The organism is Streptococcus oralis (assembly GCF_001578935.1).
In the GTDB taxonomy this organism is placed as follows: Bacteria; Bacillota; Bacilli; order Lactobacillales; family Streptococcaceae; genus Streptococcus; species Streptococcus oralis_R.
Genome location: NZ_KQ969522.1, coordinates 272,254 through 284,540, shown reverse-complemented (window position 1 = coordinate 284,540; position 12,287 = coordinate 272,254). Strand labels below are relative to the sequence as shown.

Below are 12,287 nucleotides of genomic sequence, written 5' to 3'. Positions count from 1 at the left end.
AGGAGGAAATATCGTGGGAATTCGTGTTTATAAACCAACAACAAACGGTCGCCGTAATATGACTTCTTTGGATTTCGCTGAAATCACAACAAGCACTCCTGAAAAATCATTGCTTGTTGCTTTGAAGAGCAAGGCTGGTCGTAACAACAACGGTCGTATCACTGTTCGTCACCAAGGTGGTGGACACAAACGTTTCTACCGTTTGGTTGACTTCAAACGTAACAAAGACAACGTTGAAGCAGTTGTTAAAACTATCGAGTACGATCCAAACCGTTCTGCAAACATCGCTCTTGTACACTACACTGACGGTGTGAAAGCATACATCATCGCTCCAAAAGGTCTTGAAGTTGGTCAACGTATCGTTTCAGGTCCTGAAGCAGATATCAAAGTCGGAAACGCTCTTCCACTTGCTAACATTCCAGTTGGTACTTTGATCCACAACATCGAGTTAAAACCAGGTCGTGGTGGAGAATTGGTACGTGCAGCTGGAGCTTCTGCTCAAGTATTGGGTCAAGAAGGTAAATACGTTCTTGTTCGTCTTCAATCTGGCGAAGTACGTATGATCCTTGGAACTTGTCGTGCTACAGTTGGTGTTGTCGGAAACGAACAACATGGACTCGTAAACCTTGGTAAAGCAGGACGTAGCCGTTGGAAAGGTATCCGCCCAACAGTTCGTGGTTCTGTAATGAACCCTAACGATCACCCACACGGTGGTGGTGAAGGTAAAGCACCAGTTGGTCGTAAAGCACCATCTACTCCATGGGGCAAACCTGCTCTTGGTCTTAAAACTCGTAACAAGAAAGCGAAATCTGACAAACTTATCGTTCGTCGTCGCAACGAGAAATAATAGTAAACTAGTCGCCTAAGCAACTAGGAAATCCGCCAGCTCGGTAGCGCTCCATGTGAGCGCAAGCCGCTGTGGTACAATATTTAAAGGAGAAAACATAAAAATGGGACGCAGTCTTAAAAAAGGACCTTTCGTCGATGAGCATTTGATGAAAAAAGTTGAAGCTCAAGCTAACGACGAAAAGAAAAAAGTTATCAAAACTTGGTCACGTCGTTCAACGATCTTCCCAAGTTTCATTGGTTACACTATTGCAGTTTATGACGGACGTAAACACGTACCTGTTTACATCCAAGAAGACATGGTAGGTCACAAACTTGGTGAATTTGCACCAACTCGTACTTACAAAGGTCACGCTGCAGACGACAAGAAAACACGTAGAAAATAAGGAGAACATAAATGGCAGAAATTACTTCAGCTAAAGCAATGGCTCGTACAGTACGTGTTTCACCTCGTAAATCACGTCTTGTTCTTGACAACATCCGTGGTAAAAGCGTAGCCGATGCTATTGCAATCTTGACATTCACACCAAACAAAGCTGCTGAAATCATCTTGAAAGTCTTGAATTCAGCTGTAGCTAACGCTGAAAACAACTTTGGTTTGGACAAAGCTAACTTGGTAGTATCTGAAGCATTCGCAAACGAAGGACCAACTATGAAACGTTTCCGTCCACGTGCGAAAGGTTCAGCTTCACCAATCAACAAACGTACAGCTCACATCACTGTGGCTGTTGCAGAAAAATAAGGAGGTAACATCGTGGGTCAAAAAGTACATCCAATTGGTATGCGTGTCGGCATCATCCGTGATTGGGATGCCAAATGGTATGCTGAAAAAGAATACGCGGATTACCTTCATGAAGATCTTGCAATCCGTAAATTCGTTCAAAAAGAACTTGCTGACGCAGCAGTTTCAACTATCGAAATTGAACGCGCAGTAAACAAAGTTAACGTTTCACTTCACACTGCTAAACCAGGTATGGTTATCGGTAAAGGTGGTGCTAACGTTGATGCACTTCGTGCAAAACTTAACAAATTGACTGGAAAACAAGTACACATCAACATCATCGAAATCAAACAACCTGATTTGGATGCTCACCTTGTAGGTGAAGGAATTGCTCGTCAATTGGAGCAACGTGTTGCTTTCCGTCGTGCACAAAAACAAGCAATCCAACGTGCAATGCGTGCTGGAGCTAAAGGAATCAAAACTCAAGTATCAGGTCGTTTGAACGGTGCAGATATCGCCCGTGCTGAAGGATACTCTGAAGGAACTGTTCCACTTCACACACTTCGTGCAGATATCGACTACGCTTGGGAAGAAGCAGATACTACATACGGTAAACTTGGTGTTAAAGTATGGATCTACCGTGGTGAAGTTCTTCCAGCTCGTAAAAACACTAAAGGAGGTAAATAACCAATGTTAGTACCTAAACGTGTTAAACACCGTCGTGAATTCCGTGGAAAAATGCGCGGTGAAGCAAAAGGTGGAAAAGAAGTAGCATTCGGTGAATACGGTCTTCAAGCTACAACTAGCCACTGGATCACTAACCGCCAAATCGAAGCTGCTCGTATCGCCATGACTCGTTACATGAAACGTGGTGGTAAAGTTTGGATTAAAATCTTCCCACACAAATCATACACTGCTAAAGCTATCGGTGTGCGTATGGGATCTGGTAAAGGGGCACCTGAAGGTTGGGTAGCACCAGTTAAACGTGGTAAAGTGATGTTCGAAATCGCTGGTGTATCTGAAGAAATCGCTCGCGAAGCGCTTCGTCTTGCAAGCCACAAATTGCCAGTTAAATGTAAATTCGTAAAACGTGAAGCAGAATAAGGAGAAGGCATGAAACTTAATGAAGTAAAAGAATTTGTTAAAGAACTTCGTGGTCTTTCTCAAGAAGAACTCGCGAAGCGCGAAAACGAATTGAAAAAAGAATTGTTTGAACTTCGTTTCCAAGCTGCTACTGGTCAATTGGAACAAACAGCTCGCTTGAAAGAAGTTAAAAAACAAATCGCTCGTATCAAAACAGTTCAATCTGAAGCGAAATAATAGACTAGGGAAGGAGAAATTTCAATGGAACGCAATAATCGTAAAGTTCTTGTTGGACGTGTTGTATCTGACAAAATGGACAAGACAATCACAGTTGTAGTTGAAACAAAACGTAACCACCCAGTCTATGGTAAACGTATTAACTACTCTAAGAAATATAAAGCACATGATGAAAACAATGTTGCCAAAGAAGGCGATATCGTACGTATCATGGAAACTCGTCCGCTTTCAGCTACAAAACGTTTCCGTCTTGTAGAAGTTGTTGAAGAAGCGGTCATCATCTAATCAAACCTGAAAGGAGAAAACTGAAATGATTCAAACAGAAACTCGTTTGAAAGTCGCAGACAACAGCGGTGCGCGCGAAATCTTGACTATCAAAGTTCTTGGTGGTTCAGGACGTAAATTTGCAAACATCGGTGATGTTATCGTGGCATCTGTAAAACAAGCTACTCCTGGTGGTGCGGTTAAAAAAGGTGACGTTGTAAAAGCTGTTATCGTTCGTACTAAATCAGGTGCTCGTCGTGCTGATGGTTCATACATCAAATTTGACGAAAACGCAGCAGTTATCATCCGTGAAGACAAAACTCCTCGCGGAACACGTATCTTTGGTCCAGTTGCACGCGAATTGCGTGAAGGTGGCTTCATGAAGATCGTGTCACTTGCTCCAGAAGTACTTTAATTGGTTGCTCAAAGAAAATTAAAACAAGTCTAGGAAGTAAGACGAAAGCATAACTTAAGTTAGGTGAGTTAAAACTGACGAAGGATTGCTTTGATTTTCGCAGAGCAAAAACAAACAAACTAGTCCCCTAGCTTCAAGCTAGGGTGCCCTTATGGGCGTAAGAAAAATCAAGGAGAGACCTAATGTTTGTAAAAAAAGGCGACAAAGTTCGCGTAATCGCTGGTAAAGATAAGGGAACAGAAGCTGTTGTCCTTACTGCCCTTCCAAAAGTAAACAAAGTTATCGTTGAAGGTGTTAACATCGTTAAGAAACACCAACGTCCGACTAACGAGCTTCCTCAAGGTGGTATCATCGAGAAAGAAGCAGCTATCCACGTATCAAACGTTCAAGTATTGGACAAAAATGGTGTAGCTGGTCGTGTTGGTTACAAATTTGTAGACGGTAAAAAAGTTCGCTACAACAAAAAATCAGGCGAAGTGCTTGATTAATCACGAAGGAAAGGAGAAGTATAATGGCAAATCGTTTAAAAGAAAAATATCTTAATGAAGTAGTTCCTGCTTTGACAGAACAATTCAACTACTCATCAGTGATGGCTGTGCCTAAAGTAGATAAGATCGTTTTGAACATGGGTGTTGGTGAAGCTGTATCAAACGCTAAAAGTCTTGAAAAAGCTGCTGAAGAATTGGCACTTATCTCAGGTCAAAAACCACTTATCACTAAAGCTAAAAAATCAATCGCCGGCTTCCGTCTTCGTGAAGGTGTAGCGATCGGTGCAAAAGTTACCCTTCGTGGTGAACGTATGTACGAATTCTTGGACAAATTGGTTTCAGTTTCACTTCCACGTGTGCGTGACTTCCACGGTGTTCCAACAAAATCATTTGATGGACGCGGAAACTACACTCTTGGTGTGAAAGAACAATTGATCTTCCCAGAAATTAACTTTGATGACGTTGACAAAACTCGTGGTCTTGACATCGTTATCGTAACAACTGCTAACACTGACGAAGAGTCACGTGCATTGCTTACAGGCCTTGGAATGCCTTTTGCAAAATAATATAGGAGGTAAATCTAATGGCTAAAAAATCAATGATTGCTAAGAACAAACGTCCAGCGAAGTTCTCTACTCAAGCTTATACTCGTTGTGAAAAATGTGGTCGTCCACATTCAGTTTACCGCAAATTTAAACTTTGCCGTGTTTGCTTCCGTGAATTAGCTTACAAAGGACAAATTCCTGGTGTAACAAAAGCATCTTGGTAATTTAAGATATCAAGGGCGTCAAAACTCTAGGTGAAAATAGGAAAGTTTATCTTTTTCATGCAGAGTTTAGCCCGGGTTCAGTTGGGCTTGCCAATTTGAACACGAGCTACAGCTTTGGCAAAAAAGACCAATTTTCTTTGGAGCATCGCTCTTGCATCAAATTGCCTATTTTTGCTCTTGCTGTTACGCTCTTTGTATCATGTATTAACTAGCAAGTGCAACTTGCAAACTACTAGTAAGAGGAGAAAAACAAAATGGTTATGACTGACCCAATCGCAGACTTCCTAACTCGTATTCGTAACGCTAACCAAGCGAAACACGAAGTACTTGAAGTACCTGCATCAAACATCAAAAAAGGGATTGCTGAAATCCTTAAACGCGAAGGTTTTGTAAAAAACGTTGAAATCATCGAAGATGACAAACAAGGCATCATCCGTGTATTCCTTAAATACGGACCAAACGGTGAAAAAGTTATCACTAACTTGAAACGTGTTTCTAAACCAGGACTTCGTGTCTACAAAAAACGTGAAGATCTTCCAAAAGTTCTTAACGGACTTGGAATTGCTATCCTTTCAACTTCTGAAGGTTTGCTTACTGATAAAGAAGCTCGTCAAAAGAACGTTGGTGGTGAGGTTATCGCTTACGTTTGGTAAAATCAAGATACAAAGCTCGTAAAGAACAAAGCAAAATTAGGAAGTTGGAGAAGTTTGTTTACAAACAAGCCAACTTATCTATTTTGCACAGTTCTTAGAGCGTGTTCAATTTAGCTATTGAACTCAATAAGTATCTTTAACCCCCGTGAAAACTGGCCGTTATGGCCTGACAATTTAACAGGAGAATAAAAACATGTCACGTATTGGTAATAAAGTTATCGTGTTGCCTGCTGGTGTTGAAATCACTAACAATGACAACCTTGTAACTGTAAAAGGACCTAAAGGAGAACTTACTCGTGAGTTCTCAAAAGATATTGAAATTCGTGTGGAAGGTACTGAAGTAACTCTTCACCGTCCAAACGATTCAAAAGAAATGAAAACAATCCATGGAACTACTCGTGCCCTTTTGAACAACATGGTAATTGGTGTATCAGAAGGATTCAAGAAAGAACTTGAAATGCGTGGGGTTGGTTACCGTGCACAACTTCAAGGTAAAAAACTTGTTTTGGCTGTTGGTAAATCTCATCCAGACGAAGTTGAAGCTCCAGAAGGAATTACTTTTGAACTTCCAAACCCAACAACAATCGTTGTTAGCGGAATTTCAAAAGAAGTAGTTGGTCAAACAGCTGCTTACGTACGTAGCCTTCGTTCACCAGAACCATATAAAGGTAAAGGTATCCGTTACGTTGGTGAATTCGTTCGCCGTAAAGAAGGTAAAACAGGTAAATAATGTTGAGTGGTTGATTTTCAACCACCAACCTATTTTCCAACTTAGTGCATAGCACACGATTTAAAACTAAAGAGGTGAAAACTGTGATTTCTAAACCAGATAAAAACAAACTCCGCCAAAAACGCCACCGTCGCGTTCGCGGAAAACTCTCTGGAACTGCTGATCGCCCACGTTTGAACGTATTCCGTTCTAATACAGGCATCTACGCTCAAGTGATTGATGACGTAGCGGGTGTAACGCTCGCAAGTGCTTCAACTCTTGACAAAGAAGTTTCAAAAGGAACTAAAACTGAACAAGCCGTTGCTGTCGGTAAACTCGTTGCAGAACGTGCAAACGCTAAAGGTATTTCAGAAGTGGTGTTCGACCGCGGTGGATATCTATATCACGGACGTGTGAAAGCTTTGGCTGATGCAGCTCGTGAAAACGGATTGAAATTCTAATAGGAGGACACTAGAAAATGGCATTTAAAGACAATGCAGTTGAATTAGAAGAACGCGTAGTTGCTGTTAACCGTGTTACAAAAGTTGTTAAAGGTGGACGTCGTCTTCGTTTCGCAGCTCTTGTTGTTGTTGGTGACCACAACGGTCGCGTAGGATTTGGTACTGGTAAAGCTCAAGAAGTTCCAGAAGCAATCCGCAAAGCAGTAGAAGATGCTAAGAAAAACTTGATTGAAGTTCCTATGGTTGGAACAACAATCCCACACGAAGTTCTTTCAGAATTCGGTGGAGCTAAAGTATTGTTGAAACCTGCTGTAGAAGGTTCTGGAGTTGCCGCTGGTGGTGCCGTTCGTGCCGTTGTGGAATTGGCAGGTGTGGCAGATATTACATCTAAATCACTTGGCTCTAACACTCCAATCAACATTGTTCGCGCAACTGTTGAAGGTTTGAAACAATTGAAACGCGCTGAAGAAGTTGCTGCCCTTCGTGGTATTTCAGTTTCTGATTTGGCATAAGAAAGGGGATAAAATGGCTCAAATTAAAATTACTTTGACTAAGTCTCCAATCGGACGCATTCCATCACAACGTAAAACTGTTGTAGCACTTGGACTTGGCAAATTGAATAGCTCTGTTATCAAAGAAGACAACGCTGCTATCCGTGGTATGATCACTGCAGTATCTCACTTGGTAACAGTTGAAGAAGTAAACTAATGAATTTTTAGGGGATGTGGCAATACTCATCCCCTAAAACTAGGTATAGTCATCTAAGATGACCATGTATAGGCGAGTTGATAAGGGAGACAACCTTTTCTCTCTTATCGGCGCTAGCATTTTACAAAAGAGGAGAAAATAATAATGAAACTTCATGAATTGAAACCTGCAGAAGGTTCTCGTAAAGTACGTAACCGTGTTGGTCGTGGTACTTCATCAGGTAACGGTAAAACATCTGGTCGCGGTCAAAAAGGTCAAAAAGCTCGTAGCGGTGGCGGAGTTCGCCTTGGTTTTGAAGGTGGACAAACTCCATTGTTCCGTCGTCTTCCAAAACGTGGATTCACTAACATCAACGCTAAAGAATACGCAATTGTAAACCTTGACCAATTGAACGTCTTTGAAGACGGTGCAGAAGTAACTCCAGTTGTACTTATCGAAGCAGGAATTGTGAAAGCTGAAAAATCAGGAGTTAAAATTCTTGGTAACGGTGAGTTGACTAAGAAATTGACTGTGAAAGCAGCTAAATTCTCTAAATCAGCTGAGGAAGCTATCACTGCTAAAGGTGGTTCTGTAGAAGTCATCTAAGAGAGGTGACCCATGTTTTTTAAATTACTAAAAGAAGCGCTCAAGGTTAAACAAGTTCGATCAAAAATTCTCTTTACGATTTTTATCATTCTTGTTTTCCGTATTGGGACAAGTATTACTGTTCCAGGGGTGAATGCAAAAAGTTTAGAAGCTCTCAGTGGTTTATCTTTCTTAAACATGCTTAGTCTTGTTTCAGGGAATGCCATGAAGAACTTCTCCGTTTTTGCACTTGGTGTAAGTCCGTACATCACTGCTTCAATCGTTGTTCAATTGCTACAAATGGATATTTTACCGAAGTTTGTAGAATGGGGCAAACAAGGGGAAGTAGGACGGAGAAAACTAAACCAAGCTACTCGTTATATTGCACTTGTGCTTGCATTTGTTCAATCTATCGGGATTACAGCAGGATTTAACACTCTATCTGGAGCGAAATTATTAACGACAGCGTTAACTCCACAGGTTTTTGTTACCATTGGTATTATCCTCACAGCAGGTAGTATGATTGTAACTTGGCTCGGGGAACAAATTACAGATAAGGGATACGGAAACGGTGTTTCTATGATCATCTTTGCAGGTATTGTCGCTTCAATCCCTGAGATGATTAAAGGAATCTATGTTGACTACTTCGTCAATATTCCAAGTAGCCGTTTGACTTCATCTATTATCTTTGTCGTTATTTTGATTATCGCTGTCTTGTTGATTGTATACTTTACAACCTATGTTCAACAGGCAGAATATAAAATTCCAATCCAATATACAAAAGTTGCTCAAGGAGCCCCATCAAGTTCATACCTTCCATTGAAGGTAAACCCAGCGGGGGTTATCCCAGTTATCTTTGCAAGTTCCATTACAGCAGCACCTGCAGCCATTCTTCAATTTTTGAGTGCTACAGGTCATGATTGGGCTTGGGTACGTACAGCACAGGAAATGTTATCTACAACATCTCCGACAGGTGTTGCTATGTATGCCTTGTTAATCATTCTCTTTACATTCTTCTATACATTTGTACAGATCAATCCAGAGAAAGCAGCAGAAAACTTGCAAAAGAGTGGAGCCTACATTCATGGTGTCCGTCCTGGTAAGGGTACTGAAGAGTTTATGTCGAAACTTCTTCGTCGCCTTGCGACTGTCGGATCAATCTTCCTTGGTGTGATTTCAATCTTGCCGATTGTGGCAAAAGATGTCTTTGGTCTTTCAGAGGCTGTTGCTTTTGGGGGAACTAGTCTTTTGATTATTATCTCAACTGGTATCGAAGGAATCAAACAGCTAGAAGGTTACCTATTGAAACGTAAGTATGTTGGTTTCATGGACAAAACAGAATAAAAGCAAAATTACTTTTGCTTAGAGAGTGGAGTATGAAGATCTATCTATCAGAGAGATTTTCGTCTCCCCTCTTCTATTTTGTTTTTAAATAGGGGTTGAAACGAATTTCTGCTTCTATTTAAATACAAAATAAGGAGATCCTATCATGAATTTTTTGATTATGGGCTTACCTGGAGCAGGTAAGGGAACGCAAGCGGCTAAAATTGTGGAGCAATTCCACGTGGCACACATTTCAACTGGAGATATGTTCCGTGCTGCTATGGCAAATCAAACTGAAATGGGTGTACTTGCAAAGTCATATATTGACAAAGGTGAGTTGGTTCCAGATGAAGTTACAAATGGAATTGTTAAAGAACGCCTTTCACAGGACGACATCAAGGAAACAGGTTTCTTGTTGGATGGTTACCCACGTACGATTGAACAAGCCCATGCCTTGGACAAAACATTGGCGGAACTTGGTATCGAACTAGAAGGTGTGATCAATATCGAAGTGAACCCAGATTGTCTCTTGGAACGTTTGAGTGGCCGTATCATCCACCGCGAAACAGGTGAAACCTTCCACAAAGTTTTCAACCCACCTGTTGACTACAAAGAGGAAGATTATTACCAACGTGAGGATGACAAACCTGAGACAGTGAAGCGTCGTTTGGATGTGAATATCGCCCAAGGTGAACCAATCATTGCTCACTACCGTGCCAAAGGTTTGGTCCACGATATCGAAGGAAATCAAGATATCAATGATGTGTTCAAAGACATCGAAAAAGTATTGACAAATTTGAAATAAAGCGTTTTTCACACTTGCAAAAAATCGCTACAAATGTTATACTGAGATAGTCTGACTTATAATTGTTGTCTCTGTTTTCAGAGGCATCGAATCGAAATTTATGGAGGTGCTTTTGCGTGGCAAAAGACGATGTGATTGAAGTTGAAGGCAAAGTAGTCGATACAATGCCTAACGCAATGTTTACGGTTGAACTTGAAAATGGACATCAGATTTTAGCAACAGTTTCTGGTAAAATTCGTAAAAACTATATTCGTATTTTAGCGGGAGATCGTGTTACTGTCGAGATGAGTCCATATGACTTGACACGTGGACGTATCACTTACCGCTTTAAATAATCGAAAAACTTGGAGGGATAAGAAATGAAAGTAAGACCATCGGTCAAACCAATTTGCGAATACTGTAAAGTAATTCGTCGTAATGGTCGTGTTATGGTAATTTGCCCAGCAAATCCAAAACACAAACAACGTCAAGGATAAGATAGAAAGGAGAAAACATGGCTCGTATTGCTGGAGTTGACATTCCAAATGACAAACGCGTAGTAATCTCATTGACTTACGTTTATGGTATCGGACTTGCAACATCTAAGAAAATTTTGGCTGCTGCTGGAATCTCAGAAGATGTTCGTGTACGTGACCTTACATCAGATCAAGAAGATGCTATCCGTCGTGAAGTGGATGCAATCAAAGTTGAAGGTGACCTTCGTCGTGAAGTAAACTTGAACATCAAACGTTTGATGGAAATCGGTTCTTACCGTGGTATTCGTCACCGTCGTGGACTTCCTGTCCGTGGACAAAACACTAAAAACAACGCTCGCACTCGTAAAGGTAAAGCTGTTGCGATCGCTGGTAAGAAAAAATAATATAGGAGGTAAAAGTCTTGGCTAAACCAACACGTAAACGTCGTGTGAAAAAGAATATCGAATCTGGTATTGCTCATATTCACGCTACATTTAATAACACTATTGTTATGATTACTGATGTGCATGGTAATGCAATTGCTTGGTCATCAGCGGGTGCTCTTGGTTTCAAAGGTTCTCGTAAATCTACACCATTCGCTGCTCAAATGGCTTCTGAAGCTGCTGCTAAATCTGCACAAGAACACGGTCTTAAATCAGTTGAAGTTACTGTAAAAGGTCCAGGTTCTGGTCGTGAGTCAGCTATTCGTGCGCTTGCTGCCGCTGGTCTTGAAGTAACAGCAATTCGTGATGTGACTCCAGTGCCACACAATGGTGCTCGTCCTCCAAAACGTCGCCGTGTATAATCATCGCATTACACTGCTTTTCGTTTAAGAGGGAGTAACTAAATGATTGAGTTTGAAAAACCAAATATAACAAAAATTGATGAAAATAAAGATTATGGCAAGTTTGTAATCGAACCACTTGAACGTGGCTACGGTACAACTCTTGGTAACTCTCTTCGTCGTGTACTACTAGCTTCTCTACCAGGAGCAGCAGTGACATCTATCAACATTGAAGGTGTCTTGCATGAGTTTGACACAGTTCCAGGTGTTCGTGAAGACGTGATGCAAATCATTCTGAACATTAAAGGGATTGCAGTGAAATCATACGTTGAAGACGAAAAAATCATTGAGCTTGACGTTGAAGGCCCTGCTGAAATTACAGCTGGAGACATTTTGACTGATAGTGATATTGAGATTGTAAATCCAGATCATTATCTTTTTACAATCGGTGAAGGTTCTTCTCTAAAAGCGACAATGACTGTTAACAGTGGTCGTGGATATGTACCTGCTGATGAAAACAAAAAAGATAATGCCCCAGTTGGAACACTTGCTGTAGATTCTATTTATACACCAGTTACAAAAGTCAACTATCAAGTAGAGCCTGCTCGTGTAGGTAGCAACGATGGTTTTGACAAATTAACCCTTGAAATCTTGACTAATGGAACAATTATTCCAGAAGATGCTTTAGGGCTTTCAGCACGTATCTTGACAGAACATCTTGATTTGTTTACAAATCTTACTGAGATTGCTAAGTCAACTGAAGTGATGAAAGAAGCTGATACTGAATCTGACGATCGTATTTTGGATCGTACGATTGAGGAACTGGACTTGTCTGTGCGTTCATACAACTGTTTGAAACGTGCCGGTATCAATACTGTGCATGATTTGACAGAGAAATCTGAAGCAGAGATGATGAAAGTACGAAATCTTGGACGCAAGAGTTTGGAAGAAGTGAAACTCAAACTCATTGATTTGGGTCTTGGATTAAAAGATAAATAAAGG

At 40.9% G+C, this 12,287-nt stretch carries 24 protein-coding genes; all 24 read left to right on the top strand.

What is annotated here, in order from left to right; translation table 11 throughout:
* Positions 1-13: 13 nt before the first annotated feature.
* The 24 genes from rplB to SORDD15_RS07635 all read left to right on the top strand — a co-directional run bounded on the left by rplB (position 14) and on the right by SORDD15_RS07635 (position 12,284).
* Entirely contained in the window at positions 14-847 is an 834-nt protein-coding gene (rplB, locus tag SORDD15_RS07750) for a 50S ribosomal protein L2 (RefSeq protein WP_000512910.1), read from the top strand.
* Positions 848-950: 103 nt separating this feature from the next.
* Positions 951-1,232 (top strand): 30S ribosomal protein S19, encoded by a 282-nt coding sequence (gene rpsS / locus SORDD15_RS07745; protein WP_000533766.1) that lies wholly within the window; start codon positions 951-953, stop codon positions 1,230-1,232.
* A gap of 11 nt (positions 1,233-1,243) precedes the next feature.
* On the top strand, positions 1,244-1,588 hold the full coding sequence (gene rplV / locus SORDD15_RS07740; protein WP_000818137.1) for a 50S ribosomal protein L22: 345 nt from the start codon (positions 1,244-1,246) through the stop codon (positions 1,586-1,588).
* Positions 1,589-1,600: 12 nt separating this feature from the next.
* Positions 1,601-2,254, top strand: a complete 654-nt coding sequence (rpsC, locus tag SORDD15_RS07735; RefSeq protein WP_000529936.1) for a 30S ribosomal protein S3 — start codon at positions 1,601-1,603, stop codon at positions 2,252-2,254.
* 3 nt (positions 2,255-2,257) lie between these two features.
* Positions 2,258-2,671 carry a 50S ribosomal protein L16 gene (gene rplP, locus SORDD15_RS07730; protein ID WP_000960946.1) on the top strand — a complete coding sequence of 138 codons (414 nt, stop codon included), beginning with the start codon at positions 2,258-2,260 and terminating at the stop codon, positions 2,669-2,671.
* 9 nt (positions 2,672-2,680) lie between these two features.
* Positions 2,681-2,887 (top strand): 50S ribosomal protein L29, encoded by a 207-nt coding sequence (gene rpmC, locus SORDD15_RS07725; RefSeq protein ID WP_000772918.1) that lies wholly within the window; start codon positions 2,681-2,683, stop codon positions 2,885-2,887.
* Positions 2,888-2,911: 24 nt separating this feature from the next.
* Positions 2,912-3,172 carry a 30S ribosomal protein S17 gene (gene rpsQ / locus SORDD15_RS07720; protein ID WP_000440801.1) on the top strand — a complete coding sequence of 87 codons (261 nt, stop codon included), beginning with the start codon at positions 2,912-2,914 and terminating at the stop codon, positions 3,170-3,172.
* 25 nt (positions 3,173-3,197) lie between these two features.
* Entirely contained in the window at positions 3,198-3,566 is a 369-nt protein-coding gene (rplN, locus tag SORDD15_RS07715) for a 50S ribosomal protein L14 (protein WP_000616545.1), read from the top strand.
* Positions 3,567-3,748: 182 nt separating this feature from the next.
* Positions 3,749-4,054: a 50S ribosomal protein L24 gene (gene rplX / locus SORDD15_RS07710; protein WP_000497691.1), complete on the top strand. Its 306-nt coding sequence runs from the start codon at positions 3,749-3,751 to the stop codon at positions 4,052-4,054.
* 23 nt (positions 4,055-4,077) lie between these two features.
* Positions 4,078-4,620, top strand: coding sequence for a 50S ribosomal protein L5 (gene rplE / locus SORDD15_RS07705; RefSeq protein ID WP_000013542.1), 543 nt, complete (start codon positions 4,078-4,080; stop codon positions 4,618-4,620).
* Positions 4,621-4,637: 17 nt separating this feature from the next.
* The gene (locus SORDD15_RS07700) at positions 4,638-4,823 is read left to right on the top strand and encodes a type Z 30S ribosomal protein S14 (RefSeq protein WP_001085697.1); all 186 of its coding nucleotides are present in this window, start codon (positions 4,638-4,640) and stop codon (positions 4,821-4,823) included.
* A gap of 254 nt (positions 4,824-5,077) precedes the next feature.
* Positions 5,078-5,476 carry a 30S ribosomal protein S8 gene (gene rpsH / locus SORDD15_RS07695; RefSeq protein ID WP_000245504.1) on the top strand — a complete coding sequence of 133 codons (399 nt, stop codon included), beginning with the start codon at positions 5,078-5,080 and terminating at the stop codon, positions 5,474-5,476.
* 193 nt (positions 5,477-5,669) lie between these two features.
* Positions 5,670-6,206, top strand: coding sequence for a 50S ribosomal protein L6 (rplF, locus tag SORDD15_RS07690; protein WP_061416099.1), 537 nt, complete (start codon positions 5,670-5,672; stop codon positions 6,204-6,206).
* An 83-nt stretch (positions 6,207-6,289) separates the two neighbouring features.
* Positions 6,290-6,646: a 50S ribosomal protein L18 gene (rplR, locus tag SORDD15_RS07685; protein ID WP_000624044.1), complete on the top strand. Its 357-nt coding sequence runs from the start codon at positions 6,290-6,292 to the stop codon at positions 6,644-6,646.
* Between the two features lie 17 nt (positions 6,647-6,663).
* Positions 6,664-7,158: a 30S ribosomal protein S5 gene (rpsE, locus tag SORDD15_RS07680; protein ID WP_000874204.1), complete on the top strand. Its 495-nt coding sequence runs from the start codon at positions 6,664-6,666 to the stop codon at positions 7,156-7,158.
* Between the two features lie 13 nt (positions 7,159-7,171).
* Positions 7,172-7,354: a 50S ribosomal protein L30 gene (gene rpmD / locus SORDD15_RS07675; RefSeq protein ID WP_000057241.1), complete on the top strand. Its 183-nt coding sequence runs from the start codon at positions 7,172-7,174 to the stop codon at positions 7,352-7,354.
* 144 nt (positions 7,355-7,498) lie between these two features.
* A complete protein-coding gene (gene rplO / locus SORDD15_RS07670) occupies positions 7,499-7,939 on the top strand; it encodes a 50S ribosomal protein L15 (RefSeq protein WP_000766089.1) in 441 nt (146 codons plus the stop codon).
* Between the two features lie 12 nt (positions 7,940-7,951).
* A complete protein-coding gene (gene secY / locus SORDD15_RS07665) occupies positions 7,952-9,262 on the top strand; it encodes a preprotein translocase subunit SecY (protein ID WP_000465387.1) in 1,311 nt (436 codons plus the stop codon).
* A 145-nt stretch (positions 9,263-9,407) separates the two neighbouring features.
* Positions 9,408-10,046 (top strand): adenylate kinase, encoded by a 639-nt coding sequence (locus SORDD15_RS07660; RefSeq protein ID WP_061416097.1) that lies wholly within the window; start codon positions 9,408-9,410, stop codon positions 10,044-10,046.
* Between the two features lie 116 nt (positions 10,047-10,162).
* Positions 10,163-10,381, top strand: coding sequence for a translation initiation factor IF-1 (infA, locus tag SORDD15_RS07655; RefSeq protein ID WP_001029883.1), 219 nt, complete (start codon positions 10,163-10,165; stop codon positions 10,379-10,381).
* A gap of 24 nt (positions 10,382-10,405) precedes the next feature.
* On the top strand, positions 10,406-10,522 hold the full coding sequence (rpmJ, locus tag SORDD15_RS07650; protein ID WP_001808836.1) for a 50S ribosomal protein L36: 117 nt from the start codon (positions 10,406-10,408) through the stop codon (positions 10,520-10,522).
* A 17-nt stretch (positions 10,523-10,539) separates the two neighbouring features.
* The gene (gene rpsM, locus SORDD15_RS07645; RefSeq protein ID WP_000090781.1) at positions 10,540-10,905 is read left to right on the top strand and encodes a 30S ribosomal protein S13; all 366 of its coding nucleotides are present in this window, start codon (positions 10,540-10,542) and stop codon (positions 10,903-10,905) included.
* A 17-nt stretch (positions 10,906-10,922) separates the two neighbouring features.
* Positions 10,923-11,306, top strand: a complete 384-nt coding sequence (gene rpsK, locus SORDD15_RS07640; protein WP_001118385.1) for a 30S ribosomal protein S11 — start codon at positions 10,923-10,925, stop codon at positions 11,304-11,306.
* Positions 11,307-11,348: 42 nt separating this feature from the next.
* Positions 11,349-12,284, top strand: coding sequence for a DNA-directed RNA polymerase subunit alpha (locus tag SORDD15_RS07635; protein WP_000568993.1), 936 nt, complete (start codon positions 11,349-11,351; stop codon positions 12,282-12,284).
* Positions 12,285-12,287 lie beyond the last annotated feature (3 nt).

Bases quoted from the DNA above. Each gene is read 5' to 3' on its own strand.
- rplX (WP_000497691.1), top strand. From the start codon at position 3,749: ATGTTTGTAAAAAAAGGCGACAAAGTTCGCGTAATCGCTGGTAAAGAT.
- secY (WP_000465387.1), top strand. From the start codon at position 7,952: ATGTTTTTTAAATTACTAAAAGAAGCGCTCAAGGTTAAACAAGTTCGA.
- rplF (WP_061416099.1), top strand. From the start codon at position 5,670: ATGTCACGTATTGGTAATAAAGTTATCGTGTTGCCTGCTGGTGTTGAA.
- SORDD15_RS07635 (WP_000568993.1), top strand. From the start codon at position 11,349: ATGATTGAGTTTGAAAAACCAAATATAACAAAAATTGATGAAAATAAA.
- rpsE (WP_000874204.1), top strand. From the start codon at position 6,664: ATGGCATTTAAAGACAATGCAGTTGAATTAGAAGAACGCGTAGTTGCT.
- rplN (WP_000616545.1), top strand. From the start codon at position 3,198: ATGATTCAAACAGAAACTCGTTTGAAAGTCGCAGACAACAGCGGTGCG.
- rpmJ (WP_001808836.1), top strand. From the start codon at position 10,406: ATGAAAGTAAGACCATCGGTCAAACCAATTTGCGAATACTGTAAAGTA.
- rpsM (WP_000090781.1), top strand. From the start codon at position 10,540: ATGGCTCGTATTGCTGGAGTTGACATTCCAAATGACAAACGCGTAGTA.
- rpmC (WP_000772918.1), top strand. From the start codon at position 2,681: ATGAAACTTAATGAAGTAAAAGAATTTGTTAAAGAACTTCGTGGTCTT.
- rpsH (WP_000245504.1), top strand. From the start codon at position 5,078: ATGGTTATGACTGACCCAATCGCAGACTTCCTAACTCGTATTCGTAAC.
- rplE (WP_000013542.1), top strand. From the start codon at position 4,078: ATGGCAAATCGTTTAAAAGAAAAATATCTTAATGAAGTAGTTCCTGCT.
- rpsS (WP_000533766.1), top strand. From the start codon at position 951: ATGGGACGCAGTCTTAAAAAAGGACCTTTCGTCGATGAGCATTTGATG.
- rpmD (WP_000057241.1), top strand. From the start codon at position 7,172: ATGGCTCAAATTAAAATTACTTTGACTAAGTCTCCAATCGGACGCATT.
- SORDD15_RS07700 (WP_001085697.1), top strand. From the start codon at position 4,638: ATGGCTAAAAAATCAATGATTGCTAAGAACAAACGTCCAGCGAAGTTC.
- rplO (WP_000766089.1), top strand. From the start codon at position 7,499: ATGAAACTTCATGAATTGAAACCTGCAGAAGGTTCTCGTAAAGTACGT.
- rpsQ (WP_000440801.1), top strand. From the start codon at position 2,912: ATGGAACGCAATAATCGTAAAGTTCTTGTTGGACGTGTTGTATCTGAC.
- rplV (WP_000818137.1), top strand. From the start codon at position 1,244: ATGGCAGAAATTACTTCAGCTAAAGCAATGGCTCGTACAGTACGTGTT.
- SORDD15_RS07660 (WP_061416097.1), top strand. From the start codon at position 9,408: ATGAATTTTTTGATTATGGGCTTACCTGGAGCAGGTAAGGGAACGCAA.
- rplP (WP_000960946.1), top strand. From the start codon at position 2,258: ATGTTAGTACCTAAACGTGTTAAACACCGTCGTGAATTCCGTGGAAAA.